Annotated in this window: 25 protein-coding genes; 10 read left to right on the top strand and 15 right to left on the bottom strand. The window is 59.6% G+C overall.

Going from position 1 to position 24,816, the window contains the following annotated elements; all coding sequences use genetic code 11:
- Positions 1-126: 126 nt before the first annotated feature.
- Positions 127-1,641 (top strand): mannitol dehydrogenase family protein, encoded by a 1,515-nt coding sequence (locus tag FHU41_RS11120; protein ID WP_179389724.1) that lies wholly within the window; start codon positions 127-129, stop codon positions 1,639-1,641.
- Positions 1,642-1,717: 76 nt separating this feature from the next.
- Positions 1,718-2,596 (top strand): alpha/beta fold hydrolase, encoded by an 879-nt coding sequence (locus FHU41_RS11115; RefSeq protein WP_179389723.1) that lies wholly within the window; start codon positions 1,718-1,720, stop codon positions 2,594-2,596.
- Here FHU41_RS11115 and FHU41_RS11110 read toward each other — a convergent pair.
- The 3 genes from FHU41_RS11110 to FHU41_RS11100 all read right to left on the bottom strand — a co-directional run bounded on the left by FHU41_RS11110 (position 2,575) and on the right by FHU41_RS11100 (position 5,776).
- A complete protein-coding gene (locus FHU41_RS11110; RefSeq protein WP_179389722.1) occupies positions 2,575-3,321 on the bottom strand; it encodes a glycosyltransferase in 747 nt (248 codons plus the stop codon). The genes FHU41_RS11115 and FHU41_RS11110 overlap by 22 nt on opposite strands.
- A 101-nt stretch (positions 3,322-3,422) precedes the next feature.
- A complete protein-coding gene (gene xylB / locus FHU41_RS11105; RefSeq protein WP_179389721.1) occupies positions 3,423-4,826 on the bottom strand; it encodes a xylulokinase in 1,404 nt (467 codons plus the stop codon).
- Positions 4,823-5,776, bottom strand: coding sequence for a sugar-binding transcriptional regulator (locus FHU41_RS11100; protein WP_179389720.1), 954 nt, complete (start codon positions 5,774-5,776; stop codon positions 4,823-4,825). Before FHU41_RS11100 ends, xylB begins: the two co-directional genes overlap by 4 nt.
- Positions 5,777-5,926: 150 nt before the next feature.
- Here FHU41_RS11100 and FHU41_RS11095 point away from each other — a divergent pair, with 150 nt between their 5' ends.
- The 4 genes from FHU41_RS11095 to FHU41_RS11080 are packed head-to-tail and all read left to right on the top strand — an operon-like array spanning position 5,927 to position 10,143.
- Complete coding sequence (locus FHU41_RS11095; protein WP_179389719.1) at positions 5,927-7,312, top strand: ABC transporter substrate-binding protein; 1,386 nt, start codon at positions 5,927-5,929, stop codon at positions 7,310-7,312.
- On the top strand, positions 7,309-8,256 hold the full coding sequence (locus tag FHU41_RS11090) for a carbohydrate ABC transporter permease (protein ID WP_179389718.1): 948 nt from the start codon (positions 7,309-7,311) through the stop codon (positions 8,254-8,256). Before FHU41_RS11095 ends, FHU41_RS11090 begins: the two co-directional genes overlap by 4 nt.
- On the top strand, positions 8,253-9,122 hold the full coding sequence (locus tag FHU41_RS11085; protein WP_179389717.1) for a carbohydrate ABC transporter permease: 870 nt from the start codon (positions 8,253-8,255) through the stop codon (positions 9,120-9,122). The genes FHU41_RS11090 and FHU41_RS11085 overlap by 4 nt, the downstream gene beginning before the upstream one ends.
- Before the next feature lie 4 nt (positions 9,123-9,126).
- Complete coding sequence (locus tag FHU41_RS11080; RefSeq protein WP_179389716.1) at positions 9,127-10,143, top strand: NAD(P)-dependent alcohol dehydrogenase; 1,017 nt, start codon at positions 9,127-9,129, stop codon at positions 10,141-10,143.
- 34 nt (positions 10,144-10,177) lie between these two features.
- Here FHU41_RS11080 and FHU41_RS11075 read toward each other — a convergent pair whose 3' ends face one another.
- Together FHU41_RS11075 and FHU41_RS11070 are read right to left on the bottom strand one after the other, a co-directional pair.
- Positions 10,178-10,459: a MoaD/ThiS family protein gene (locus FHU41_RS11075; protein ID WP_179389715.1), complete on the bottom strand. Its 282-nt coding sequence runs from the start codon at positions 10,457-10,459 to the stop codon at positions 10,178-10,180.
- A gap of 6 nt (positions 10,460-10,465) precedes the next feature.
- Complete coding sequence (locus tag FHU41_RS11070) at positions 10,466-11,560, bottom strand: WD40/YVTN/BNR-like repeat-containing protein (RefSeq protein ID WP_179389714.1); 1,095 nt, start codon at positions 11,558-11,560, stop codon at positions 10,466-10,468.
- A gap of 114 nt (positions 11,561-11,674) precedes the next feature.
- Here FHU41_RS11070 and FHU41_RS15415 point away from each other — a divergent pair, with 114 nt between their 5' ends.
- The gene (locus FHU41_RS15415; RefSeq protein ID WP_343046316.1) at positions 11,675-12,559 is read left to right on the top strand and encodes a hypothetical protein; all 885 of its coding nucleotides are present in this window, start codon (positions 11,675-11,677) and stop codon (positions 12,557-12,559) included.
- 87 nt (positions 12,560-12,646) lie between these two features.
- Here the strand turns inward: FHU41_RS15415 and FHU41_RS11060 are convergent, their stop codons facing one another.
- A complete protein-coding gene (locus tag FHU41_RS11060) occupies positions 12,647-13,624 on the bottom strand; it encodes an EamA family transporter (RefSeq protein WP_179389713.1) in 978 nt (325 codons plus the stop codon).
- A 75-nt stretch (positions 13,625-13,699) separates the two neighbouring features.
- On the opposite strand from FHU41_RS11060, the gene FHU41_RS11055 reads away from it, so the two are divergent.
- Entirely contained in the window at positions 13,700-14,254 is a 555-nt protein-coding gene (locus FHU41_RS11055; protein WP_179389712.1) for a CGNR zinc finger domain-containing protein, read from the top strand.
- Positions 14,255-14,298: 44 nt separating this feature from the next.
- Here the strand turns inward: FHU41_RS11055 and FHU41_RS11050 are convergent, their stop codons facing one another.
- From FHU41_RS11050 to FHU41_RS11030, 5 genes are all read right to left on the bottom strand, one after another.
- Positions 14,299-15,204, bottom strand: a complete 906-nt coding sequence (locus FHU41_RS11050; protein WP_179389711.1) for a carbohydrate ABC transporter permease — start codon at positions 15,202-15,204, stop codon at positions 14,299-14,301.
- The gene (locus tag FHU41_RS11045; protein ID WP_179389710.1) at positions 15,204-16,193 is read right to left on the bottom strand and encodes an ABC transporter permease subunit; all 990 of its coding nucleotides are present in this window, start codon (positions 16,191-16,193) and stop codon (positions 15,204-15,206) included. Before FHU41_RS11045 ends, FHU41_RS11050 begins: the two co-directional genes overlap by 1 nt.
- The gene (ngcE, locus tag FHU41_RS11040) at positions 16,190-17,599 is read right to left on the bottom strand and encodes an N-acetylglucosamine/diacetylchitobiose ABC transporter substrate-binding protein (protein ID WP_179389709.1); all 1,410 of its coding nucleotides are present in this window, start codon (positions 17,597-17,599) and stop codon (positions 16,190-16,192) included. The genes FHU41_RS11045 and ngcE overlap by 4 nt, the downstream gene beginning before the upstream one ends.
- Positions 17,600-17,663: 64 nt before the next feature.
- Positions 17,664-18,440 (bottom strand): sugar isomerase domain-containing protein, encoded by a 777-nt coding sequence (locus FHU41_RS11035; protein WP_246279601.1) that lies wholly within the window; start codon positions 18,438-18,440, stop codon positions 17,664-17,666.
- Entirely contained in the window at positions 18,433-19,419 is a 987-nt protein-coding gene (locus FHU41_RS11030; protein ID WP_343046315.1) for a MurR/RpiR family transcriptional regulator, read from the bottom strand. Before FHU41_RS11030 ends, FHU41_RS11035 begins: the two co-directional genes overlap by 8 nt.
- Before the next feature lie 93 nt (positions 19,420-19,512).
- Here FHU41_RS11030 and FHU41_RS11025 point away from each other — a divergent pair, with 93 nt between their 5' ends.
- Positions 19,513-20,514 (top strand): N-acetylglucosamine kinase, encoded by a 1,002-nt coding sequence (locus FHU41_RS11025; RefSeq protein WP_179389708.1) that lies wholly within the window; start codon positions 19,513-19,515, stop codon positions 20,512-20,514.
- Here the strand turns inward: FHU41_RS11025 and FHU41_RS11020 are convergent.
- Genes FHU41_RS11020 through FHU41_RS11010 form a run of 3 tightly spaced genes read right to left on the bottom strand, consistent with a single transcriptional unit; the run spans position 20,511 to position 22,990 of the window.
- Complete coding sequence (locus FHU41_RS11020; protein WP_179389707.1) at positions 20,511-20,954, bottom strand: hypothetical protein; 444 nt, start codon at positions 20,952-20,954, stop codon at positions 20,511-20,513. The genes FHU41_RS11025 and FHU41_RS11020 overlap by 4 nt on opposite strands.
- A gap of 49 nt (positions 20,955-21,003) precedes the next feature.
- Positions 21,004-21,603 (bottom strand): DUF308 domain-containing protein, encoded by a 600-nt coding sequence (locus FHU41_RS11015; RefSeq protein ID WP_179389706.1) that lies wholly within the window; start codon positions 21,601-21,603, stop codon positions 21,004-21,006.
- Between the two features lie 31 nt (positions 21,604-21,634).
- A complete protein-coding gene (locus tag FHU41_RS11010; protein ID WP_179389705.1) occupies positions 21,635-22,990 on the bottom strand; it encodes an MATE family efflux transporter in 1,356 nt (451 codons plus the stop codon).
- A 238-nt stretch (positions 22,991-23,228) separates the two neighbouring features.
- On the opposite strand from FHU41_RS11010, the gene FHU41_RS15320 reads away from it, so the two are divergent.
- Entirely contained in the window at positions 23,229-24,092 is an 864-nt protein-coding gene (locus FHU41_RS15320) for an LPXTG cell wall anchor domain-containing protein (RefSeq protein WP_179389704.1), read from the top strand.
- A gap of 203 nt (positions 24,093-24,295) precedes the next feature.
- Here the strand turns inward: FHU41_RS15320 and FHU41_RS11000 are convergent, their stop codons facing one another.
- Entirely contained in the window at positions 24,296-24,739 is a 444-nt protein-coding gene (locus FHU41_RS11000; RefSeq protein ID WP_179389703.1) for a hypothetical protein, read from the bottom strand.
- Positions 24,740-24,816 lie beyond the last annotated feature (77 nt).

Raw genomic sequence — 24,816 nt, 5'->3', positions numbered from 1 at the left:
AGCGTACTGACCGCCAATGGTAGAACGGGCCACCAAAGGAGCTGAATCGCTCATTTGAAATCCTGTGGTTGCTCATCCGATAGAATCCGTAAACCATCCCTCTTTCGCAGCCCAAGGACTTTTCGAATGGTGAAACTCAGTCAAGCAGCACTCTCTGAGCTGCCCCCAGAACTGGCTACTCCCAGCTACGACCGCTCCCAGTTACGTACCGGCATTGTGCACTTCGGCGTCGGCGGATTCCACCGAGCACACCAGGCCATGTACCTGGACCGGCTAATGAACCAGGGCAAAGCCCTGGATTGGGCGATCTGCGGAGTAGGAGTTCTGCCACATGACGAGGCCATGGCCCAGGTCATGAAGGAGCAGGACTGCCTCTACACCTTGGTGCTGAAGAATCCCGATGGAAGCCGAGAAGGCAGGGTGATTGGCTCTATCGCCGAATACCTCTTCGCCCCGGCCGACCCAGAAGTAGTGATCGAGAAGCTCGCCTCCCCCGAGGTACGGATTGTCTCCCTCACCGTCACCGAGGGCGGCTACAACTTCCACCATGTGACCGGCGAATTCAATGCGGAGAATCCCGAGGTGCAACACGATCTGCAGCCCGGAGCCGCCCCCCAAACAAGCTTCGGCCTCGTCGTCGAAGCGCTCGTCAGGCGTCGTGAACGAGGCATGGCTCCGTTTACCGTGATGTCCTGCGACAACATTCAGGGCAATGGCGACGTGGCTAAGAAGATGTTCACCGCCTATGCAGATCTCCGCGGTCAGGTGATCGGCGATCCGCAGCTGGGCGATTGGATGCGGGCCGAAGTGCCCTTCCCGAACTCCATGGTGGACCGGATCACCCCCGTCACCACAGATCAGGATCGAGCCAGCATTGCCGAGCAGTTCGGCGTCGAAGATGCCTGGCCCGTGGTCTGCGAACCCTTTGAACAATGGGTTCTAGAAGATCATTTCGCCCTCGGGCGGCCAAGTTACGAAGATGCCGGCGTGCAAGTAGTCGATGATGTGGAACCCTATGAGCTGATGAAGTTACGGCTGCTCAATGCGAGCCATCAGGGGCAGTGCTATTTCGGTTATCTGGCCGGATACCGCTATGCCCATGAGGTCTGCCAGGATCCGCTCTTCGCCAACTTCTTGCTGGAATACATGGAATTGGAAGCTACCCCGACTCTGGAACCAGTTCCTGGAGTCGATCTTCCGACCTATCAGCGCACCCTGATTGAAAGATTCTCCAACGAGTACGTCCGGGACACCCTGGCCCGGCTATGCGCGGAGAGTTCGGACCGAATCCCCAAATGGTTGGTCCCGGTGATCCGGATCAATCTAGCCACCGGTGGTGAAATCGAACGCAGCGCTGGAATCGTCGCCTCCTGGGCGCGTTATGCGGAAGGCACCGACGAGGCAGGCGAGCCCATCGTCGTCGTCGACCAGCTCAAGGACAGCCTGATGGCGGCCGCAGCACGGCAGCGGCCGGGAACGCCCGGTGGAGACAAGCTCGCTTTCATTGCCAACCGAGCCGTCTTTGGTGATCTGATCGACAACGAACGGTTCGTGGCCGCCTATTCGAAGGCTCTGGACAGCCTGCATGAGGCGGGCTCTAAAGCCACCGTGCAAAGCCTACTCAGCAATCCGGCCGGCTAACCACGAAAGGCGCCCGCCGCCGATGGATCTATTGAGTCGGATAACCGGCAAATCCATCAAGCCGTAAAATCGCCTTATGAGCACCCCCGCGTTGCTCGATGAGCAGCTACCAGATATTGATTGGTCGGTTCTTCCCTCCGGAAGTGTGCCGGGCGTCTTCGAAGCCCCCAGCGGCCCGCTCGCCATGGTTTCGATGGGAAAGCCAGAGAATCCGCGAGTTGTGCTGCTCCCCGGTGCGACGGGCTCCAAGGAGGATTTCTGGTTCGTGATGCCAGTTCTGGCCGAGGCAGGCTATTTCGTGCAGAGCTACGACCTGGCGGGGCAGTACGAATCCTTCGCCGCCGGGCCCGAAAACCTCGTTCCACCCCGGGAGCACTACGATTACGAGCTCTTCCTGGATGATTTGCTGCACTTCCTGGAAATCGGTGGACCGGTCCACCTACTTGGCTATTCCTTCGGCGGGATCCTCGGCGAGATGTTCACCGTCCGGCACCCGGAGCTGGTCCTCAGCCTGGTATTGCTCAGCACTCCTCCATTGGCAGGGCAGTGCTTCCGCGGCGTGAAGCGGATCGGCCGGTTCAGCTCGCTGGCAAGTCCTGGCGTGATAGCGGCACTAATGAAATGGGGTATCGCCCGGAATTTCATTCCTGTCTCCCAAGCCCGGCTGAAATTCGCGATGCATCGCTTCGAGTTGACTCGGCCTGATGCCCATCTAGACATCATGGACTTAATGCGGCACAGCCCGGATCTGCGCGCCGAGCTGACCCAGCTCCCGCAGCCAAAGTTCGTTGCGGTGGGAGAGCACGATCTCTGGCCAATGAAACTGCACCGGGAGTTCGCCCAGGCGCTAGGGGCAACGCTGTCCATCTATCCGGCAGGGCACAGCCCAAGCGAAACCACTCCTTATCAGCTCAGCCGGGATCTGCTCGCCCTCTACGGTCGCCTGAGCCGTTGAGCGCGAGCCCACTTTCTGCGCACTCGGCGGCGACTACAAAGCGATTGTTCACGAAAATTAATACCCAGAGTCCGGAACGCCAGGCCTAGCCGATGGCCCAAAGCCGCCCAGGAATAGAACGGGCGGGCGGAGACGCCAACCCGCAACTCGGAGTCATAGATCGCCACCATATCGGGCTCGAATTGAAGGCAGATATCGGTATCGTCGTTCACCGCGTGATCAAGATGCACTTTGGCGCGGATCCGGTACCAAGCCGAGGCCCGGATCGCCATATTCGATGCATAGAGCGGCGTGTAACCGAGGCCCCAGGAAAGTAACCTGAAGTTCCCGCCGCCCACCAAAGCCCTGCCGCACCAGCGTAAGAATGCATTGCCCCCATAGAACTCACCCATTCCGGTGATGGCGACGGCTTCCGGTTGTTCCGCTAACTGCCGCTCAATGCGTTCTAGCCAGTCCTGGGCGGGCACCGAGTCCGCATCGAGCCGCGCGAAGACCTCACCCTTGGCGCCGTTGAAACCGGTGGCAGTGGCGGGCAGGATGCCTCGCCGGGGTTCAAGGAGTACGACGGCGCCGGCCGCCTTGGCCACGGCCGCAGAGTCATCGCTGGAGCCGTTGTCCACCACCACGATCTCATCGGCCTGCCTACTCTGCTTAGCGAGCGCGGCCAGGCAGACAGTCAGGAATTCGGAATCATTGAGAACCGGGATCACCACGGAGATGAACACCTTCCGACTCTATCCCTTTGCCGCAGCACAGTGCAGTGCAGCGCCGTCAAAAACGATGGCGTGAAGCCAACCCGGCCAAGGCTTGCGGGGCTAAAAACCGATCAGACTCCGTAAGTAGCCTTTCGCGCCTCCACATAGCGTCCGCGCAACTCCGCGCCCCAGTCGCTGCCGTCGGGCTCGAAGCGCTCCTCGATCCGCCGTTTCCACCGGGGGTATTCACCATGAACAGCCCAGGCCGCCTGCCTGGCCGCGCCCAGCGCAACGTACTCTCCGGCCGCCGGAACCTCTACTTCGACGCCGAGTACCGAGGCCGCCGCCTGGCGCAGGGCCACCGACTTCGAGCCGCCACCAATGAGCAGTACCCGCCGCACCGGGACCCCGTCGGCTTGGATCAGCTCAACCGCATCTGCCAGTGAGTTCAACACCCCGAGCACCGAGGCCCTGGCCAGGTTCTCCGGTGTCATTGAGGTTCGGCTCAAGCCCAGTAACGTGCCCTGTGCGGTGGGCAGATTAGGCGTCCGCTCGCCGTCGAGATAGGGCAGTAGCAGCAAGCCGCCGGCATCCGCCGGTGCGGCTTGGGCTAGCCGGTCCAGTTCGCCGAGGTTCACCCGCAGCATCGCAGCGGTTGCGCTCATGGTACGAGCCGAGTTCAGCATCGCCAGCAAGGGTAGGTACTGCCCGGTGGCATCGGCGAAACCGGCAATCTGTCCGGATGAATCCCGGTACGGCCCGGTGGAGGAAGTGAAGACGGTGCCGGAGGTACCAACCGAAACCACCACCTCGCCCGGTTCGATGCCCAAGCCCAGAGCAGCCGCCGCATTGTCTCCGGCACCGGCTGCCAATACGGCTTTGGGTAACCCCCAGCCATCGTTCAGGGTCCCGGCTCGTTCGGCGGGGCCCAGCACCTTGGGAAGTTCAGGCACAGCTCCGAAATATCGTTCGAGCGTGGAGAGCTGGTATTCGTTGCTCACCGGATCGAAATAGCCGGTGCCCGAGGCGTCACTACGATCGGTGGTGAAGGCCCCGGCGAGCTGTAGATTGAGCCAGTCATGAGGCAGGCAGACCCGCGCCACCCGGCGGGCGAGTTCCGGATGGTTCTCGAAAAGCCAGGCAAGTTTTGTGATGGTAAAGGAAGGCACCGGAACTAGGCCGGTCGACGACGCCCAGCTCTCCGCTCCGAGTTCGGTCACCATCCGCGCCGCTTGCGGGGCGCTGCGGGTGTCATTCCAGAGCAAGGCATCGAACACCGGGTGGTTAGCCCGATCCAAGGCAACCATTCCGTGCTGTTGCGCGCCAACGGCCACTGCGGTCACCGAGCTGCCAAAGTCTGAGACCCTGGCTTGTCCCCAGGCGTCCTGGAGCGCCTCGGTCCAGGATCGCGGATCGATCGCTGTACCGTCCGGATGGGCGGCCGAACCGGAGGCTTGCACTTCCCCGGTCTCGGCGGAGACCACCAGCACCTTGGATGACTGGGTGGAGGAATCTATTCCCAACACATTGCTCATCCGTTGGTCTCCTTAAGCAGGGCTGTGGCGAGCGATTGATCGATCACCAGAATGCTGACGATCCGGGCTGAGATCGCTGCCCGGACCGCATCCGCCCGGGCCTCGCCCTGCGCCACCGCGATTACGGTCGGGGTGCGTTTGAGTTGATCGAGGGTCACGGCAAGCACCCGAGAGTCCAGTTCTGAGCGCACCGAACGCCCGTCCGCCGAGATCAGCCTGCCGGAGCACTCAGCTACCGCACCGGCGTCGAGCGTGCTCTGCCTGACCAGATTGTCCACGCGGTCCCAGACGGTGGAAAGCGCGGGTCCCCAGGCTCCGATAGCCACCGCAGCCAGGTCCAGGGAATCCGCCTTGGTGAGTGCGGTGGAAATCTCCAGTTGCTGCCGTAGCCCGGCCGCGGTGCGGGGGGTATCCACCACGAGTGGCGCCCATAGTGGCCATACCGTGCCGTTGGAGACTCGACCTAGCCGCTGCACGAGTTCAAGCGGATTGGAGTTCACCGATCCCGGTAAGGCACCGGCCAGTTGGACGATTTCGCAGCGAGGAAGTTTCTCCACATAGCGGGCTGCCATATTCAAAGTGCGGGACCAGGAGACCCCGACGGTCATGCCGACTCGGGTGAGTTCCGTCAGTTCCTTGGCTACCGCCTGGGCCAGCAGGTCGCGCTGCTGCAGGTCATCGCTCAGCGTGCGGGTAAGCACTACCTTCCGAATGCCCAAGCGTCGCGCCAAGGTAACTTCGTCAATGGCACCGGAGCTACCGGGGAAGCGCACTTCAATCCGGACGATGCCCTCCGCGCGAGCTTCATCGAGCAGCCGCGCCACCTGAAATCGGGAAATCCCGTAGCGCTTGGCGATTTCCACCTTGGACAGATTGTCCAAGTAATGATCCTTACCCACCTGGGCTAAGAATCCTTCGTGATCCGACTGATCAATATCGATTGCTGTCATGGCTCCCTGTCCCCCATCTCGACCGTAATCCAGGACCGAATGAGCGAAATCTATTGCTCAAATGATCTTATATGACTAAAGTCACTTAACAAATGAGCTTCAATGGCGACTCAAATGAGCGCTGTGGAGCAATGGCCCGGAAGGTTTCCCATGAAGTTCCCGCACCGCTCAGGTCGGCAGAGACGCTGGCTAGCAATTAGCGCAGTTCTCGCGACGGCAGCGCTCGCCCTGACCGGCTGCTCGCCAAGCGGCAGCTCGAAGACCGATATCGTCGTCGCGATTGTGGCAAATCCGCAGATGAAGGACGCCATTTCCCTGCAGGATGACTTCCGCAAAGCGCATCCGGACGTCAATGTTCGGTTCGTCTCGCTGCCGGAAAACGAAGCGCGAGCCAAGATCACCGCTTCGGTAGCCACCGGGGGCAGTGAGTTCGACGTCGTGATGATCTCCAACTACGAAACTCAGATGTGGGCGAAGAATGGTTGGATCACCGATCTACAGCCCTATGCGGATAAGACCTCCGGTTACGACCCGAACGACTTCATCCCCACCATTAAGGACGCGCTGAGCTACCAGAACGACCTCTATTCGGTACCTTTCTACGGTGAGTCCTCCTTCGTTGCCTACCGCAAGGATCTTTTCGAGAAAGCTGGGCTGACCATGCCCGCGCATCCCACCTGGGATGACCTGAAAGGCTTCGCCGCGAAATTAGACGATAAGAAGAGTGACTTCGCCGGAATCTGCCTGCGCGGTTTGGCCGGTTGGGGCGAGGTAATGGCTCCGCTGGACACCATGATCAACACCTATGGCGGCCAGTGGTTCGATCAGAACTGGAATGCCAAGCTCAACTCGCCCCAGGTGGAATCGGCAGTCAGCGACTACGTCAGCCTGCTGAACAACTACGGGCAGCCGGGCGCGGCCACAAGCGGTTACGGTGACTGCATCACCCGCTACAGCCAAGGCAAGGCGGCCATGTGGTACGACGCCACTGCGATGGTCTCTTCGGTTGAGGATCCGAAATCTTCCAAGGTGGCCGGGCAGACCGCTTACGCTCCGGCCCCGGTCAAGGACACCAAATCGGCGGGCTGGCTGTACAGCTGGTCGCTCGCCATTCCGAAAACCTCGCAGCACAAGGATGCCGCCTGGGACTTCGTCTCCTGGATGACCAGTAAGGACTACATCAAGCTGGTGGGCAACCAGATCGGTTGGGAACGGGTTCCCCCAGGAAGCCGGAAGTCGACCTATCAGATCCCGCAATACGCTCAAGTAGCGAAGGCTTATGCGCAACCCACACTGGACGCCATGAACAATGCCTCGCAGGCGAACTCAATGGTGCAGAAGGTGCCCTATCCCGGCTTGCAGTTCGTCGGCATTCCGGAATTCCAAGACCTGGGTACCCAGGTTGCCCAACAAATATCCGCCGCGATTGCCGGGCAGAAGAGCGTCAAAGATGCGCTTGAGCAAGCTCAGCAATACGCCCAGGTAGTCGCAGAATCCTACCAATCAGGAGCTAACGGAACGGAGTCCAGCAAATGACGACGACGGCGGTCAAGGCCCGACCCGCTCGGCGCGACAAACCAGTGGACCCCGCAACGGACTTCTCCCGTGCCGAGGGCTGGCGTCGCCGGGCCCCACTATTACCCGCGCTGATCTTCACCGTCGTGGTGACCCAGGTGCCCTTTATCCTGACCATCTGGTACTCGCTGCGGAACTGGAACCTGCTTCGCCCGGATAGCGATCAGTTCGTTTTCCTGAAGAATTACGCGGATATCTTTCTGAATTCGACCTTCCGTGGCGCAGCCCTGAACTCTATCCTGATCACCCTGGCTTGCGTCGTCGTCGCTATGATCCTGGGGATCCTGCTGGCCATTCTGCTGGACCGCAGCTTCCGTGGCCGCTCGGTGGTTCGTACCCTACTGATCACCCCCTTCCTGATCATGCCGGCCGCCTCCGCCACGCTGTGGAGCGTTTCAATGCTCAATCCGAGCTTCGGCTTGGTCAACTGGCTCACCTCCTTGGTGGGGATTCCCGCGGTGGACTGGACCTCGAAGTACCCGGTGCTGTCGATCCTGATCGCCCTGGTCTGGCAGTGGACGCCGTTCATGATGCTGCTGGTTCTCTCCGGCCTGCAGGCGCAGGCGAAGGATGTGTTGGAGGCCGCGCAGATTGACGGTGCGGGCTGGTGGAAGACTTTCGCCTTTGTGACGCTTCCGCAGCTTCGTCGCTATATCGAACTAGGCGTACTTCTGGGTGCGATCTACGTGGTGAACACCTTCGATCAGATCTATCTGATGACCGCTGGCGGTCCCGGTACGGCGAGCGCCAATCTGCCCTTCTACATCTATCAACGAGCCTTCCTGGGCTTCGATATCGGCCAATCCGCGGCGATGGGTGTGGTCACCGTGATCGCCACGATTGTGATTGCCACCTTTGCCTTGCGATTGATCTTCCGCAGCTTCGACACGAAGGACGCGCTATGACAGCCACCCTCAGCACTCGCACCGTTACCCCTCCGGAGAATTCCAAGGCTCGCCGGAATAAGGTTGGCGCCTCTGCGCTGACCACCCTGACCTGGCTGATCGCACTGATCTTCTTCGCCCCTGTGCTCTGGATGGTGATGACCGCCTTCAAGCAGGAATCCGACGCTGCCTCTACTCCGCCGAAATTCATCTTTGCCCCGACTTTCGACCAGTTCGCCGCAGTGCTCAACGCCGGGGCTGGCAGCTATTTTCTGAACTCCTTGCTGGCTACCGGCATCTCCACAATCCTGGTCATCCTGCTGGCGGTGCCCGCCTCCTATGCACTGAGCATCCGTCCGGTGAAGAAGACCTCCGATGTTTTGTTCTTCTTCATCTCCACCAAAATGCTCCCCGTGGTTGCGGTGATCATGCCGATCTACGTTATTGCGGGTCAGCTCAAGGTGCTCGACAATATCGGTACCCTGATCGTGCTCTATACCTCGATGAACCTACCCATCGCGGTGTGGATGATGCGCTCCTTCTTCCAGGAGGTGCCCGGTGAGGTCCTGGAGGCGGCCCAGATGGACGGTGCTGGCCTGATTAAGACGATGCGAACTATTTTGGTGCCGATGGTGGCGCCTGGGCTCGCGGCAACCGCACTGATCTGCGTTATCTTCGCCTGGAATGAATTCTTCTTTGCACTCAACCTGACCGCAGCCAATGCGGCCACCGTGCCGGTCTTCCTGGTCTCTCAAATGACCAGCGAAGGGCTCTTCCTGGCCAAGCTCTCCGCCGCTTCGGTACTCGCCTCGCTGCCCGTGGTGATCGCAGGTTGGGTGGCGCAAAAGCAACTAGTTCGCGGTTTGTCGATGGGTGCGGTCAAATAGGGAGATGAGAGTCTCAGTTTTGCACGGACCTTTCGACGGCGGCCCCGGCAAGTTAGTGCTCGAGGAGCGGTCGGTGCCAGAACCCCGAGCGGGGGAAGTACTGCTGAAAATCCTGGCTGTCGGCGTTTGCGGCTCGGATGTTCATTATTACCGCGAGGGCAGGATTGGCAGCTACATCGTGACTTCCTCACTCGTGCTGGGCCACGAACCCGCAGGGCAGATTGTGGCACTGGGCGAGGGTGTGAACGGCCTGGAAGTGGGCCAGCGCGTATCTCTGGAGCCCGGGGTACCTAGCCCTTATTCGACGCAGACCCTGGCTGGTCATTACAACCTGGACCCTGCGGTTAGCTTCTTCGCCACCCCGCCGGTGGACGGTGTCTTTGCCGAATACGTGGTGCACCCGGCGGCTTTCTGCCACCCAGTCCCGGACTCGGTTTCGGACGCGGCGGCAGCACTGCTAGAGCCACTCAGTGTGGCCCTGGCCGCACGGCAAGCCGCGGGAATCAGCATTGGCGACCGCGTTCTGGTGGCCGGTGCCGGGCCGGTGGGCTTGCTGATCTCCCAGGTGGCGCAGCTGGCAGGAGCCACGGTCACAGTCACGGATGTGCGTGCGGACCGACTAGAGGTGGCGGGGCGATATGGAGCGGATTCGGTCTTCACCGCCCAAGATGCCCCCGAAGTGCTGCCCGAATTCAGCGTCTTCATTGACGCCACCGGGGCCAGGCCCGCGATTACAGCCGGTTTGCAACGGCTTGCGCCGCGCGGCCGCTGCGTCCTGGTGGGGATGGGCGCCGAGACGGTGGAAGTCCCATTGCAGTTGGTGCAGGGCCGAGAGTTAAACATCACCGGTACCTTCCGCTATGCGAATACTTGGCCCACGGCCATCGCACTGGCCGCAGCCGGGGCAGTTGATCTGGACGGCCTGGTCAGTTCCACTCATTCGCTCGACCAGGTGGAGGAGGCGCTGCTGGCCGGCGAGGTCCCTGGTGCCCTCAAAGCGATCGTGCGGCCCCACGGCTAAGCTCCAACGTCACTTGCGTTCAAGCTACGGCTCGCTAGCCTCCGGCCACGGATTGGATGATCAACACCTCGGCTCCCGGCTCTACCAGGGTATCCAAGCCGTTCAGCCTGCGTGACTCCTCGCCGCCTAAGTAGATATTGACGAAGCGCCTGAGCGCTCCAGTCTCATCCCGAACCTTCCGATTGAAGGCCGGGAACTCCTGCCCGATTCGATCCAATAGTTCGGCGAGCGCGAGCGAGGACTCGACAGACAGCCGAAGCTCGGCCCGTTCCCCGGTGTACTGGCGCAGCGCGCTCGGTACCAGAACCGTCACCATCAGTGCTCAGTTCACGACGGCGGCACGAACGCAGAGCACGTCCGGCAAGTGCGAGATGACCTCGGTGAAGTTCTCGCCCTCGTCAGCACTGGCATAAACCGAACCTCCCCGGGTGCCGAAATAGACACCGGCGGTTTCGGCGTCGTCCACCCCGGCGGCATCCCTGAGCACCACGTTGTATTCGAACTGCGGAAGGCCGGTATCGAGACGTTTCCAGTGCTCACCGCCATCGTCCGTACGGTGCACGGCGAGTTTTCCCTCGGGAGGTATCCGTTCGCCGTCGGCCTTAATGGGAATCACCCAGGCGGTGCCCGCGCGGTGCGGATGGCTCAGCATGACAAAGCCAAAATCTGCGGGCAGGCCAACGGCGATGGACTTCCAGCTCTCCGCATTGTCATCCGAGCGGTAAACGCCGTGGTGGTTCTGCGCGTAGAAGGTATTGGGCGAACCGGCGTCGCGGGCTACCTTGTGCACGCATTGCCCAAACTCTGGTTGGGGGTCGGGCATGAAATAGGCGGAGATGCCGTGGTTGCGGGGCTGCCAGGACGTGCCGCCGTCCTCGGAGCGGTACACCCCACCGGTGCTCATCGCCACCAGCATGCTCTGCGAGTCCTCCACCGGTGGAAGCACCGTATGCGCGGCCGCTCCGCCAAACCCGGCACCCCATTCGGCTCGGTGCGGGTGATCCCATAAGCCGCGATTGAGCTCGAAGTGCTCGCCGCCGTCAACCGATTTCCACACCGAGATTGGTTCGCAACCCGCCCAAACCACATCCGGCTCATGCTGGCCGGCCGGTTGAATCTGCCAGATTCGCTCCAAAGCCGCATCGTCCTGCGGCCCGAACTTGATCGATCCTTCCTCCGGTTCGATCCAACTGGCACCCAGATCGTCCGAGTGCGCAACCGTTGGTCCCCAGTGCTCGGAACGCACCCCGACTAGGATCCGTGGCACAGCCCGCCGGGTGTCAATGGCGATTGAGGGAATCTCCTGCATCAGGAAATGCGGCGCCGAAATCTGCCAGTTTCGCCGATCGTCACTCCGGGCAAGCCAAAGCCCTTTTTTAGTACCGATGGCCAGAACTACGCTGTTCGAGCTTGTCATATATATATCTGATCACCCAGCTGCCCTAGACGCAATGGCTAGCGGCGTAAGGTGTAGTTGGGCGCCGACGGCAGCGGTCGCCCGTTGTCGAGTGAATTGAATGAAAAAAGAATAATGAAAGAGACTACATCTACTCAACGAGCCCGGGTGGGACGTCCGGCACTCATTTCCCGAGCCAGTATTGGTGAAGCAGCACTCGCCGAACTGGACGGTATTTCTTCTACCAAAGTAGCCAGGAGGCTTGGTGTGGCGCAGAGTTCGCTCTACCGACACATTACTGATCGCTCTGATTTAGTGCGATTAGCGGTGGACTACGCCCTCGAACGTCAAAAGTGGCCGGATTCTCAGCCTCATTGGCGGCAGTATCTGATTGATTACACCATCAGTTTGTGGCGATTATTGGAGCAGCATCCCGGCCTGAGCCAGGAACTCAAGCTGATGCGCCCCTCCCCTGAGAAAGTTATCACCGCGCTAACCAAGGTGGCTCTCGATCTATTGAGCTTCGGTTTCACGGCGGCGGATGCCAATATGGCAGTCGATCTCTTGGCTCATGTCACTCTTGATTCGATGATCACCGAGCAGATCTTCAATTCGCCCGGCTCTGCGAATCCCACTGTTCGCGAGGACAGCGTGCGAGCCTGGCAACATCAGGACGAGAGACTGGCTCATGACACCCGTCGGACCATGGAACAGAGCATGTTCGATAATCTCCTGGCGCGGGTGGAGCTGATCCTGGATGGTCTCGAAACGCGGCTCAACGCACCGGACAATTCTCCGGTCAGCACCACGGCTTCCATCTCCGGAATCACCGATGGCCATGGCGTTGAAGCAGTAACCGAGGAGATCATGGCTCTCACCGGGGTCCAGCAGGTGCGGATCAAGCTCAATGCGGCTGGGATTTCGACGGCGGTAATCAGTTCGACTCATCCGCTTAGTGAGCAGGAAATTGGCGAAGCGGTGGCTGAGGCGGGTTATCTCCTAGTCTCCGACAACGCCTAACCCACCATCGAGTGTGGAGATCTGCATCTTAAAGAGGCTTCATAAGGTGCAGATCTCCACACTCGGCGGATCAGGATCTGAATCGGATCAGGATCGGCTGAGGGTGGAAGCCTCTGGTGACCATTCCTCCACCACTTCGGCAGCCGCCGTCGTGCGTACTTCGCCGATCCGGACCAGCACTACGCCGAGCATTATGAGAATCCCGCCGAGCAACTGGATGGGGTGCGGCAGTTCCGAAAGCAGCAGCCAGGCCCAAAGCACGGCGAAGAGCACTTCCATCAATGAAACGAAGGAAGACACCCTGGTGCCCAAGCGGCGAACCGACATCACGCCGGTGATGTAGGCAAAGACGGTGCCCACCAGAGCAAGGCCAAGCACTGGGACCAGCCAACTCACACTCTCTCCGGCGAAGACCACGTTCTGGGTACTGAAAGCCATCGGCATGGCACCGAATAGACCGAGGGCGAAGATCATTACCGCCCCGACAATCAAGCCGCCACCGATCATCAACACGGGTGGCACGCCCTCAACGGTTCGGGCGGACATCACGAAGTAGAAAGCCGAGCAGACCGCGGCAGCCAGGCCCCAGAGCACGCCGATCGGATCGATCGACTGCGCTCCACTCAGGTCCAAAACCAGGAGCAGGCCAATAATGGCGCTTACCGTCCCCGCCAAGATCAGTGCTGCGGGGCGCTTGCGGCTCTGTAGCCAGCTGTAGAGCACGAGCAACACGGGTGAGAGGTATTCCAGCAGCAAGGCCACCCCGACCGAAAGATGCTGCACAGCGTTGAAGAAGAAGAGCTGGCACAGTGCGATCGGCACCACGCCGTAGAGCGCGATCCGCGGTAGCTCGCTGCGGACGGCGGGCCAGCGCCGAAAGAGCATCACCAGCACAGGAATCAGCAGCACAATCGCAGCCCCACCGACCCGCCCCAGGATGGCTGCGCCGGAAGACCAGCCGGTTTCAAAGAGAGATTTGGCGAAGGTCCCGGAAAAACCGAATGCCACGGCGGAGGCGAGCGCCAACCCAAAGCCGATGAAAGTATTGCGCGAGGTCGTGGTCACTGGAGCCCCCTTGGCATGTAATGAGTCATTTGGAGTACACTCATTACATTATCCAAGACCTGGACAGGAGTCAAGATGCTTTTTGCCCCTGACACGGAGTCCGCCCTGCGGTCCGCCGTCGCTTTAGTGAATACGCTGCCCTCCATTCACTCCGGGCAACAGGATCGACTGGAAACCCCGGCGGATCTGGATCGCTTTGTCGAACAAGAACAGTTCTCCGGTGCGCGCACTCATGACGCGGCCGAGCTCGCCGCGGTCCAGGCTTTGCGCCCACCGCTGCGAGAACTATGGTTAGCCAGCGAGGAGGGGGCAGTTGAACGGGTCAATGCCATCTTGCAGGGCGCCAAGGCGCTGCCTCAGTTGATCAAGCACGACGGCCTGGATTGGCACCTGCATGCCACCTCCCAGCAGGCACCCCTCGCCGAGCGAATGGCCGTGGAAGCGGCAATGGCAATGGTCGACGTGATCCGCTCCCAGGAACTGGACCGACTGCGGATTTGTGCGGCTTCGGATTGTGCCGATGTACTCATCGATCTGTCGAAGAACCGCTCTCGCAGATTCTGCGATACCGGGAACTGCGCCAATCGAGCGCATGTTGCGGCTTATCGCGCGCGTAAAGCAGCCGACTGACCGAGGCCTGGGAGCTCCGTTCAGCCGGCTTACTTCATGTTCAGTTACTTCATCGTCCCTTGGCTCACCGAGCCCTGAAGCTGACGTTGGAAGATCACATAGATCACTAAAACGGGCACCACGGTGATCACCACGGCCGCAAAAAGTGCACCAAAATCAACCGCGTAGCCAGCTTGACCGGCGAAGGCGCCCAGAGCCTGGGAGAGCAGACGATTATTAGGATTGCTCGCGTTGAGCGCCACGGCGAGCAGGTACTGGTTCCACAAACCAACGAAGTTCAAGATCGCCACGGAAGCCAAGCCGGGTCGAGCCATTGGCAGCATCACCTGGAAGAAGGTGCGCCACTCCCCCGCGCCGTCGATAGCCGCCGCCTCCGCGATCTCAAAAGGCAGCGCTTTGAAGAAGGCGAAGAGGAAAAAGACCGTGAACGGCAAAGCGAAAGCCACGAACACCAGGATTAAGCCAGGCAGAGTGCCCAGCAAACCCATGCTTTTCAGAATGCCAAACAACGGCACAATAGCCAGGAAAATCGGGAAGGTCAGCCCAGCGAGCATAGCCAGGTAAATGGCTCTACTGCCAGGGAACTTGAACCGGGCCAGGACATAGGCACACATCGCGCCCAACAACATGACCAACACCAGTGAACAGCCGACCACGATTACTGAGTTGAGGAATGAGGCCCCGATTCCGGAGTCGGTCCAGGCACGCAGATAGTTATCGAAGTGCCAGACCTGAGGTAGCGCAAAGGGTGAGGCGAAGATCTCCGAGCTGGTCTTGAAGGAGCTCATCACCGTCCAAAGCAGAGGCAGGATGACAATAATGGACCAGATCACCAAGACGGTGTGCGAAATTCCGCCGACAACCTTGTCACCCACGGTTGACTTAGACTTACGGTGCTCTGGAGTATCGGCGTTCGTTGCCTTCGCCTGAGGGGCTAATTGAGTAGTCATCAGTACGAGTTATCCTTACTTCCACCGGTGAGCCGGTTCACCAGGAAGACCAGTCCGGCAAAGCACAGAGTGAGCACGGCAGCCACCACGGCCATCGCACAAGCCAAGCCGAAGTTACCTTTTTTGAAGGCCACTTCGAAGAGCTGCTGAGCCATCACCCAGGTCGAGTTATTGGGACCGCCACCAGGGTTCAACGCCGCCATATAGACGAAAGCGTCGAGCGCCAGGATGCCCATGTAGATGAAGGAAGTCTGCACATTGTCACGAATCAAGGGAATGGTCACAGAGATCGCAATCCGGAACCGGCCAGCACCATCGATTCTGGCCGCTTCATAGATCTCAGCGGGCACGCCCTTGATCGCGGCAATGAAAAGGACCATATAGAAGCCGACCAAGCCCCAGATAATCACGAAGATGCTGGCACCCATGGCGGTATTCTCTTCGCCCAGCCAGTTCGAACCGGGGATGCCCACCAAGTTGAGGATGCCGTTGAGCAGGCCGCCATTGGGCGTATACACCTGCGCCCAGATCAAGCCAATCGCAATGGCTGGGATCACATAGGGAAAGAAAGAAACCACACGGTAGAAGCTAGAACCCCGCAAACCACGGATCTGCCCCCGGCTCGGGCCTCCGATGGTGACCATTGTGGAGAAAATCAGTGCAATCACGATGGTGACGATCGGCACAACTATGGCCAGGATGACATTGTTCGTCAAGGCTTTCAGGAAGATGTCGTCCTGGAAGATCTTGACGTAGTTATCCAGCCAAATGAAATTGAAGACCGAATTGAAGCCGGACCAGCTAGTCAGCGAGTAGTAAATCGCCTGAAGAAAGGGAGAGACCACAAAGATCAGGTAGATCACAAGCGGGATGCCGAGGAACACCAGGAAGAAACTCACCTTATCGAAGGTGAGTTTCCTCCGGCGACCACGCCGGACAGCGACAGGGGAGTCGCTGTCCGAGCGTGGTTTGACAGGAACGGAAGTCACTTCACTTCGACCTTCGTCACCGAACTATCGTTGCGCACCTTGTCGAAAATTTTCTGTGATTCGCTGGTCAAGGTGCCAACATCTGACTTGCCGTCCAGGAAGCTGTTCCACAAGGTCAGGAAGTCCTTATTGGTGCCGTAGAAATCGTTGAAGTTGGTGGTGAAGACGTTACTTCCGGCACCGTCGATCATCTTGGTCTGAGAAACCAGGGCGGTGGAACCGAATCCATCGGCGGGGACGGTGCCCTTGACGATGGTCGGGGCCAGCTTGGTCTTAGCGAAGTTGGTCGCTGCATCCTTGGACAGCATGGTCCGCAAGAATTCCTTGGCTCCGGCCACATTCGCGCCCTTGCTCGGGATCATGAAGGGTTCCCCGGCCGCACTGTGAAGAGCCTCATAAGGCAGCTTCGAGGAACTGGTAACAGTAGGTGCCGGAACGCCGGTCATCTTGAACCCGGAAGCGGTCTGGTCCTTCATCTCATTCTCAATCCAAGAGCCGGACGGGTACAGCAGCGCCTGCTGCTGATTCGACCACTGCGCCTGAGCTGCGGTGAACTGAGTGCCAGATCCACCCGGAACGAAGTAACCCTGCTTAACAGCTTCGGCTATCTTGCCGAAAACGCTCTGGATGGCCGGGTTGGACCAAGCATCAGCCTTGAGGTTCTCCAAGCCGAGCCGGACGTCGTCGCCACCCTCCTTGATAGCAGAAGTAACCGCGAGCTCCATGTAATAGGTGGCTGCTTCCTTGCCCCAGACGAAGAGCTTCTTGCCCTTAGCCTTGGCCTTGGCACCCAGATCAAGTGCCTCGTCCCAGGTCTTCGGCGGAGTCCAACCATTTGCTTCGAAAAGCGAAGCCGAATACCAAACCGCATAGACGGTCAGAGCGTAGTTGAGCGCGACAAACTTGCCACCGAAGGTACCTGGGGCAGTGACACCTGCGTACAGAGTGTCCTTGATCGCCGTACCTTCGAGGTTCTTCGCATCAAGTACCGAGTTGAGATCCTCAAGCTGGTCCAGGATCGTGCTGATGCCAATTGACTTGGCACCCGAGTTATCAAACAGATCGGGGGGCGTGCCACCGGCAAAGCGCGGCTGCAGCTCACCGGAGATATCCGTGGAAGGAGACACCTTCACGGTAAGCGAAGAATGGTTCTTCTTCACCAGATCGCCAGCGAACTCGGCATAGTCAATGCCGTATCCGCCCTTGAAAACCACAACGTCAATCGTCGAGCTATCGGCTACGCCGAAGGGGTTGCTATCGGAAACGGTGCCGGTCTGCTGAGTCGTTCCGCCACCACCGCCGCTCGCGCAAGAGGCCAGGGCGCCACCCAGCGGAACCAGTACGGCAGCAGCGAGCGCACCGCGCAAGAATCCGCGCCGTTCAAAAGATTTCTGTTGAATAGTCATTTCTTACCTTTCATGGTTGGTGCGATGAGTAGAGCAAGGAGCTGCCAGTGATCAGTCATAGTCGTCAATCACGCCTGATTCGTTGCCCATAGAGTGCTTCCAAGGCGCTGTTGTGCTCGTCCCCACCAGGTGCGTTCGCCGAGATATAGACCGGCGGGCGTTCGCCGGACTCGGCCAAACGAGCCACGGTACCAATGGTGAATAGCTGCGCAATGTAAGCGGCGGTAAGCGAGGACACTGCCCCCAGACCTGTGCCGTCCGCGGTCTCCAGCGTGCTGTCACCAAAGGGCGCAAGGTTGTCGATAACGACGTCGGCCACCTCGCTTAGGCGTTTTCCGCTGGGATGTTTCGTGCTCACCGCATTGGTGTGCTGCAGGCTGGTGACCGCAATCAATGAGTGACCGCGATCCTTGATCTGCAATGCCAGTTCGACAATCGAACCGTTCACCCCTGAATTCGAGGCGATAATGAACACGTCTTGTGGGTGGATCTCTGTCATCTCCAGAAGCTCGGTGATGACGGCGGGGTTGCGCTCCAAGGAGGAGCCGCTCAGCACCTCTACATCGTGGCCGCCGCGCAGCACGAGAGTCCGTAGCGCGATCTTATTGGTCGGAATCAGTCCGCCAGCCCTGCCCGCTACCTCCATCGCAAAAGCCTCGGAGTGACCGGTACCGAAAACCTGGATCACGCCGCCCTTGCTGACCGAATCGCTCAGCAGTTCGATCGCCGCGTCCAGCCCGCCGTCGGCTGCATGATTGGCCAGCTGATCAAGCCGTCCCACCACCTCTTGGTGGAAATCCGCAAACAGCTTGCGAGCGGTTAACTGCTGGGCCTCAGACAAGGTTCTTCCTCTTTTGCTCGACCGAATAAGGGGTCAGGTGGTCCATCTGCTCCGCGGCAGAATTGGTCCGGCCGGGCCGTCGATGCGGTGCCACCGCGAGAGCGGAAGCGGCCAGGTTGGTGGTGGCGCTGGAAAAGTTCTCTTGTGCCACCAGAAGGTAGAGCAAATCCAGCACCAGGAGTTGGACGTGCTTGGCGGAAAGGTCATCGGGCTGTAGGAATTGTTCGTGCACGCTCGTGATGATCTGGAATTCGGCGCTCTCAGCGAGCGGGGAATTCAGATGATTGCTCAGCGCGACCGTGGTGGCGCCGGCGATCCGCGCCTGCTGGAGCATCTCGATGGTCTCCTCGGTACGGCCGGTGTTGGAGATACCGATCGCAATGCAGCGAGAGTTCTGCCGGGAGGCGCTGACCAAGCCCGCATGTACCTCGGACCAGTGATGAGCGGGAATGCCAATCCGGTAGAGCCGGCTCTGGAGCTCCGATGCCATCACCGCGCTGCCGCCGATACCGTAAATGTCCAAATGTTCGCAGAGTGCGATTTGGCGGGCCAGGTTCTTCATTAACCTAAGGTCGAGTACCGCGGCGGTCTCCTGCAGAGAACGGGTGTGTGCGTTCATCAGGGTGCTGAGCACGTCACGGGGGGAGTCATCCGGGCCAAAAGCCCTGCCGATGTCGGTCTTCCAGGACTCTCGAGCGTCGGATCGCCCCACTGCGGCAGCCACTCCGACCCGGAAAGGTGCATAACCGGTGTATCCGATCAAACGGCAGAAGCGGGTTACCGTTGCCGCGGAAGTTCCGGTCGCCTTGGCTAGCTCCTTGATGGACAGCTCAAGCGGGGCTTGAGGTTTCTCGATCAGATAGCGCGCGATCTGGGACATCGCCTCGCTCATTTCCGGGAGCCGGGCCTTGATCCGGTTCACCACCCCCATGGCAGAGTCAACTGCGTACGGCAACGCGGTTGAGCTCGAAACTGCCACGATGAAAATCCATTTCTCAAGAATGAGTGATGTTGGAAAACTATTCTCATAAGCTAGTGTGTGTCAAGTCACAACCAGCACAGATTGATAACAATGCATATTTCCCTTCCTCCCCCTCCCTTCTTTCTTGCCCTAGACGCTGGCGGTACTTCCACCCGCGCCACCATTCTGGATGGTTCGGGTAAATGCCTAGGATATGGGCGATCTGGGCCTGGAAACCCGATATCTTCGGGATTTGACCGGGCTTTAACTTCGCTGCTGGAGGCCACTCAACGAGCCCTCGAATCTACCGGGGGCAAGGCTTCGAACTGGGCAGGAATGACCCTGGCAATGGCTGGAGGCTCGACTCAGCTCCCGCAGGAAAAGCTCACAAAAGCCTTCGAATTACTCGGCTTGCGAGGTAAGCTAATGATCGATTCTGATCTTTTAGCTACTTATTATTCCGGAACTTATCACTCGGATGGATATGCTTTGGTTGCTGGGACCGGAGCGGTCTGCGCCCGGGTCCGGAACTATCGGCTGGATCGCGTGGTCGACGGCGTGGGCTGGCTGCTGGGCGACGAGGGCTCCGGCTTCTGGCTCGGCCACCGCGCGGTACGAGCCGTGGCTGCCGATCTGGACGGGCGCGCGCCGAGGACTGCAATAACCGGGCCGCTACTTGAGCGCTTAGATATTGCCATCAGCAAAGCTACTCACGAGGGCAGGCCGGCAGCGCTTCAATCGCTCATCCAAGCCGTTTATGCTTTACGCCCTATTGAACTAGCGTCTTTTGCCGTGCTGGTTTTCGAGGCCGCTCGAGCCGGGGATGTCGTCGCCCACAGCCTGCTGCAACGGGCCGGTGCGGCGCTTTCGCGGTCTCTTTCGACGGCGCGGATCCCGGAGGTCAAGGGTCCGGTTGTGCTGGGAGGCAGCATCTTATCGGCTGGGTCAGTGATCGATGATGAGCTCTCGGGACACCTCGGTGACCTGCACCCCGTCCGGGTGCCGGACGGTTTGGCCGGCGCTGCTCTCCTAGCGCTCCGTCATGCAGATTTACCGGTGGGCAAGGAAGTATTCGAACGCATCGCCCAGAGCCTTGGCGAACTGAGGTCTTAGGAGTCTTTGTCCCGCGGATCATTCGAATCGGAAGGGTCAACCGCATCCGCAGACTGAGGGGCATTCTCAGCGCCTGCCTGCTTCAGTTTTTTCAATCGATCCTCGGAGCGCAGATTCACTCCGGAGCCTTCGCTGAGCTCTTCCGGGTTCTCCTTGTGGGTCATCAGCAGCATGGCACACACCACCAGGCAAACAATAAAGGTGATCCCAAAGGCAATCGCACCCAGGTCGAACCGAATGATTCGGGCTGAGCCGGTACTCACCGTTCCCCCGGTGCCGCCGGTGGCGAAGAAAACGGTAACCACGCCGGCAATCGCCGCAAGCACTGCAGAGAAGATCAGTGGCCCTTTGACGCCCTTGATCTTGCTGCTCATCTTGCTTTCCTCGGCACCATTAGCCGAGCTAGACGGCATCTCACCGCTGCCTTTGTCCTCGGCCACAACGTCTCCTTCTATAACTGGTGCCCTGAAACTCTTTAGATCGCCGAAGTTATTCTACGCCCGGTAGAGCTTGCTTTTCACCCGAAACCGCGGCCCGGCCGCCGTCGTGCCGGTAGCTGAGCGCAGCGAGCACCGCGACCACACCGATGATCACAGCAGAACCGCCCAGCACCCCGACCGGAGCACGGAGCGAGGTTCCTGCCAGCGGGAAAAGCAGCACCGCTGCGAGGGCGGCTACTCCACCGGTAATTAGCCAATCCCTGCCGAGCACAGTCCTGGACCGGTACCGGAAGCCTAGATAGACCTCAAGTAAGCCGGTCAGCAAAAGAGTAAGCCCCGTGACAACGGCGAAAAGGACTGCATCCTGGAAGATCATCGCCAAAATGCCGCCCAGCAGGAAAAGCGATGCTTCCAGCCAGAGCATTCCGACGGCGGTAGCCAAGCCACGGCGGATGCTCAGCAGGAGGAAAATCACAGTGGCGCCGGAGACGACTAAGTAGAGACCGGTAGCGATCGCCCGGGACAACGGGGTGATGTCTGGCCAGAACACGGTCAACAGGCCAAATGCCAAAGCAATCAGGGCTCGCGAAAGCACCGGCTTCCATAGATCGGGCTCCGCTGTTGGCTTGCCACCCTGGATACTGCTCACTGGACCTCCATCGCTTGTCTGCCCGTCCAGTCTATTCGTTTACCGCAGTTAGTAGGCCGGTCCTGTGCCAGGCCGAGGTCCGGGCGCGCAGCCCCAAGGTCAACGCCCTGGCCAGCAGGTACCCACCGGCAAAAGCCGCCCAGAGCCAAGCCAAGGCCACCGGACCTTCTAAATCGGCCGAGCTGACCCAGTAGAGCAGCGGTGCATAAAGCATCAGTGCAAGCATTCCGGCGAGTGCAAGGTAACGGGCATCGCCTGCACCGATCAGCACCCCGTCCAAAACAAAGACGAATCCGGCTACCGGCTGGCTAATACCCAAGACGATTAACGCCGTCGCCAGGGCTTCATGCACCGAAACATCGGAGCTGAAGATCCAACCGAGCCACGGTGCACTCAGCAGCACCAGGGCTCCGGTGAGCACGCCAAATCCCAAGCCCCAGAGCACCATCCGGCGGGTCAGGGCACGCACCGTAGGAAGGTTGGAGGCACCAAGTTCCTTGCCGATCAAGGCTTGGGCCGCGATCGCGATCGCATCCAAAGCGAAGGCGAGGAAGCTGAAGATGGTCATTGCGATCTGGTGGGCGGCTAGGTTGACCGGTCCTTGTGCGGTAGCCACCAGGACGGTGGCCAGGATTGCGGCTCGCAGACTGAGGGTGCGTAATAGCAGCCAGCCACCCACCGAGGTCAGGGACGCTACCCCGCGCCAGTGCGGGCCGATACTGAGCCGGTGCTTGCGAGCCGTTCCAAGCACGATCAATAGATAGACGGCCGCCATTACCCATTGGGCTATTGAGGTGCCGATAGCCGAACCGGCCACGCCAAGCCCGGCGGAATAGACCAGCAGGTAGTTCAGCGCGGCATTGAGGGCGAAGCCGACTCCCGCGACCAGCAGTGGCGTTCTGGTGTCCTGCAACCCGCGCAGCACGCCTGTGGCGGCAAGAACCAGCAACATGGCTGGCACTCCCGGCATGGAGAACTTCAGATACACACCGGCCTGCTCCAGGACGGCACCCTGGGCGCCCATGAGGCGGAGTAAGGGCTCGGCAGCGAAGAAACCAAGGATTGCGATCACAGCGCCAAGCAGAGCCGCCAGCCAAATCCCATCCCGTCCGACGGCGATCGCCTCGCGCTGCCGCCCCGCACCTATCAGCCTGGCCACGGCAGGAGTGGTCGAGTAGGCCAGGAACACCAGCAAACCGACTGCTGTCTGCAGGAGAGTTGAGGCGAGGCCCACTCCGGCTAAGGCATCCACGCCGAGGTGACCCACGATGGCCGAATCGGCAATCAGGAAGAGCGGTTCAGCTATCAGCGCCCCGAAGGCCGGTAGCGCGAGCCGAAGGATTTGCCGATTAATGCCCCGTTGCGGAGTCACCTCAAGCTTCGTCATTCGCAACAGCCCGAGAGGTGGTCATAGCAACCATCATAGGAGGAGGCCATCACCTCGCAGTTCTTGGCCGAGCTGCTCCCAAGAGGCTCTTTGTTTCAAAAAATAACGCTACCCCGGATCACAAAGGAGCGAGCCCCGTCTCTTAATAGACAAGGGCTCGCAAATAGCGACGGCTGCAAGAGCTATGACTTGTGGTCCAAAGACTGCGCGCAGTACAGCGTGCTGAGGGGAGTTTGTAATGACTGAGTGTCTAGCAAATACCGGGGTAAATAATAATCTGCCGATCATTGTGGTTGCGGCTGTCTTGCTCGTTATCGGGCTGCTGATGTTGATTCTGATCCGGAAGAAGCCTCGGAAGGCTTCCGTCACGGGGTTGATCCTGGTAGGCGCCTTGACTTTAGGTGGTTTTTCTCTGTCCGTGCCCACTCCGGCGCAGGCTGCTGCTCAGGATTGTTCCGAAGCTCCGGCAACGGCTCCACGCGTTACGACACCCACCGTCGCACCAAGTGCAACCTCGACCCCAACTTCAACGATGGCTGTCACGCCGACTGCCTTCGCCTCCCCGACGCCAAGAACACCCAACACAACACCATCACCCACGGCGAGTCCAACGCCTACTCCGACGGTTGTCGACGCTCGCGCCGCAGTCACCCCAAGCAATTGGGAACAGGGACTCGTAGGTGGTAACGCAGGATCCATGACTATTGACAATGGGCTCGCCTCAACGGCTCAAGTTCCCGCCGGCTCGTCCGTGGATGTCACCGTTCACTTCGTGGGCGGCAACTTGAGCATCTCCTCCATTGATCCCAACCTCAGCTGCCCCACGATAGCCGCCGGGCAAATCATTCCGGGAACGGATATTAACACCGGTCCGGCCATCTACTACCAGGGGGACGCTACTTTTAGTTGCACCACGATCAATCCGATCCTGCTTGGTTCCAGCAATTCCATTTTGCTCGAAGGATCGCTGGCATCACAGCCGGACACCGTCAATGGCACACCTTATGTGTCGACCACCACGCTGACGGTGGGGGTTCCCTCTCCAGAGACTGATGTTGATCTGGCGAATAATACCGCCGCTTACGTCGGGTTTCAGCCCTAGGGCACTCCCGGAGGATCTCCGCCTGCAACCCCGTTGGGACTCGAATCTAGAGCCCCAACGGGGTTGGAAGATGACCGCCACTTTGACTGTAGCTGCGTTGTTTCAACGTTCCGTTCGGCTTGGATCCCCTTAAACAAATGGGGGTTCCTCCCGCACGGAAAGGAACCCCCATTCAAGAACGGGCTAGCCTACTTACTTGATTGTTAAGGCAGAACCGTGGCTCCGAGAACACAGCTGATATCACCGGGTTTCGCACCCACATCAGCAGTGATCTTCCAGCCAGTCTTCTTACCGTGTTCAAGATCCTTTAGGGTTTGCTTCCCCGAAGCGACGACCTTTGAGGTTTTCGGATTAACCCAACTCACCGAAACAATCACCTGACCATCAACACCATCAGGCAAGGTCACCTCACCAACAGCATTAACCTTCCCAGGACCCTTATCGCAAGAGGACATGGTCGTGGAGGAAATAATGCCCTTCCCAGGATTAGACGCAGTAGTCTTCCCCGAAGACGCCGTCTGAGTCGTCACCGTACCACTCGTGGTAGCCGAAGACTGGTTATCGGTAGAACCACCCGTACAACCAGCCAAGGCCGCCGAAACGATCAGTACCCCGGCAGCCGCACTGGCCGCTGTGAATTTTTTCATTATCTTTCCTTCTTCATACTTCGTCTTCACACCTTAGCCTCGGATACATATAAGTGTGAACTAACAATGGGCAGATG

Source organism: Psychromicrobium silvestre (assembly GCF_013408295.1).
Lineage (GTDB): Bacteria > Actinomycetota > Actinomycetes > Actinomycetales > Micrococcaceae > Renibacterium > Renibacterium silvestre.
Note: the sequence above shows the minus strand (reverse complement) of the source record. Positions and strands in the feature narration are given on the sequence as shown.

What these genes read in the sequence shown, in the direction of transcription:
- FHU41_RS15320 (WP_179389704.1), top strand. Translation starts at nt 23,229, where the DNA reads ATGACTGAGTGTCTAGCAAATACCGGGGTAAATAATAATCTGCCGATC.
- FHU41_RS15415 (WP_343046316.1), top strand. Translation starts at nt 11,675, where the DNA reads ATGAAAGAGACTACATCTACTCAACGAGCCCGGGTGGGACGTCCGGCA.
- FHU41_RS11075 (WP_179389715.1), bottom strand. Translation starts at nt 10,459, where the DNA reads ATGGTGACGGTTCTGGTACCGAGCGCGCTGCGCCAGTACACCGGGGAA.
- xylB (WP_179389721.1), bottom strand. Translation starts at nt 4,826, where the DNA reads ATGAGCAATGTGTTGGGAATAGATTCCTCCACCCAGTCATCCAAGGTG.
- FHU41_RS11120 (WP_179389724.1), top strand. Translation starts at nt 127, where the DNA reads ATGGTGAAACTCAGTCAAGCAGCACTCTCTGAGCTGCCCCCAGAACTG.
- FHU41_RS11050 (WP_179389711.1), bottom strand. Translation starts at nt 15,204, where the DNA reads ATGACTACTCAATTAGCCCCTCAGGCGAAGGCAACGAACGCCGATACT.
- FHU41_RS11095 (WP_179389719.1), top strand. Translation starts at nt 5,927, where the DNA reads ATGAAGTTCCCGCACCGCTCAGGTCGGCAGAGACGCTGGCTAGCAATT.
- FHU41_RS11010 (WP_179389705.1), bottom strand. Translation starts at nt 22,990, where the DNA reads ATGACGAAGCTTGAGGTGACTCCGCAACGGGGCATTAATCGGCAAATC.
- FHU41_RS11115 (WP_179389723.1), top strand. Translation starts at nt 1,718, where the DNA reads ATGAGCACCCCCGCGTTGCTCGATGAGCAGCTACCAGATATTGATTGG.
- FHU41_RS11055 (WP_179389712.1), top strand. Translation starts at nt 13,700, where the DNA reads ATGCTTTTTGCCCCTGACACGGAGTCCGCCCTGCGGTCCGCCGTCGCT.
- FHU41_RS11080 (WP_179389716.1), top strand. Translation starts at nt 9,127, where the DNA reads ATGAGAGTCTCAGTTTTGCACGGACCTTTCGACGGCGGCCCCGGCAAG.
- FHU41_RS11025 (WP_179389708.1), top strand. Translation starts at nt 19,513, where the DNA reads ATGCATATTTCCCTTCCTCCCCCTCCCTTCTTTCTTGCCCTAGACGCT.
- FHU41_RS11070 (WP_179389714.1), bottom strand. Translation starts at nt 11,560, where the DNA reads ATGACAAGCTCGAACAGCGTAGTTCTGGCCATCGGTACTAAAAAAGGG.
- FHU41_RS11090 (WP_179389718.1), top strand. Translation starts at nt 7,309, where the DNA reads ATGACGACGACGGCGGTCAAGGCCCGACCCGCTCGGCGCGACAAACCA.
- FHU41_RS11000 (WP_179389703.1), bottom strand. Translation starts at nt 24,739, where the DNA reads ATGAAAAAATTCACAGCGGCCAGTGCGGCTGCCGGGGTACTGATCGTT.
- ngcE (WP_179389709.1), bottom strand. Translation starts at nt 17,599, where the DNA reads ATGACTATTCAACAGAAATCTTTTGAACGGCGCGGATTCTTGCGCGGT.
- FHU41_RS11100 (WP_179389720.1), bottom strand. Translation starts at nt 5,776, where the DNA reads ATGACAGCAATCGATATTGATCAGTCGGATCACGAAGGATTCTTAGCC.
- FHU41_RS11085 (WP_179389717.1), top strand. Translation starts at nt 8,253, where the DNA reads ATGACAGCCACCCTCAGCACTCGCACCGTTACCCCTCCGGAGAATTCC.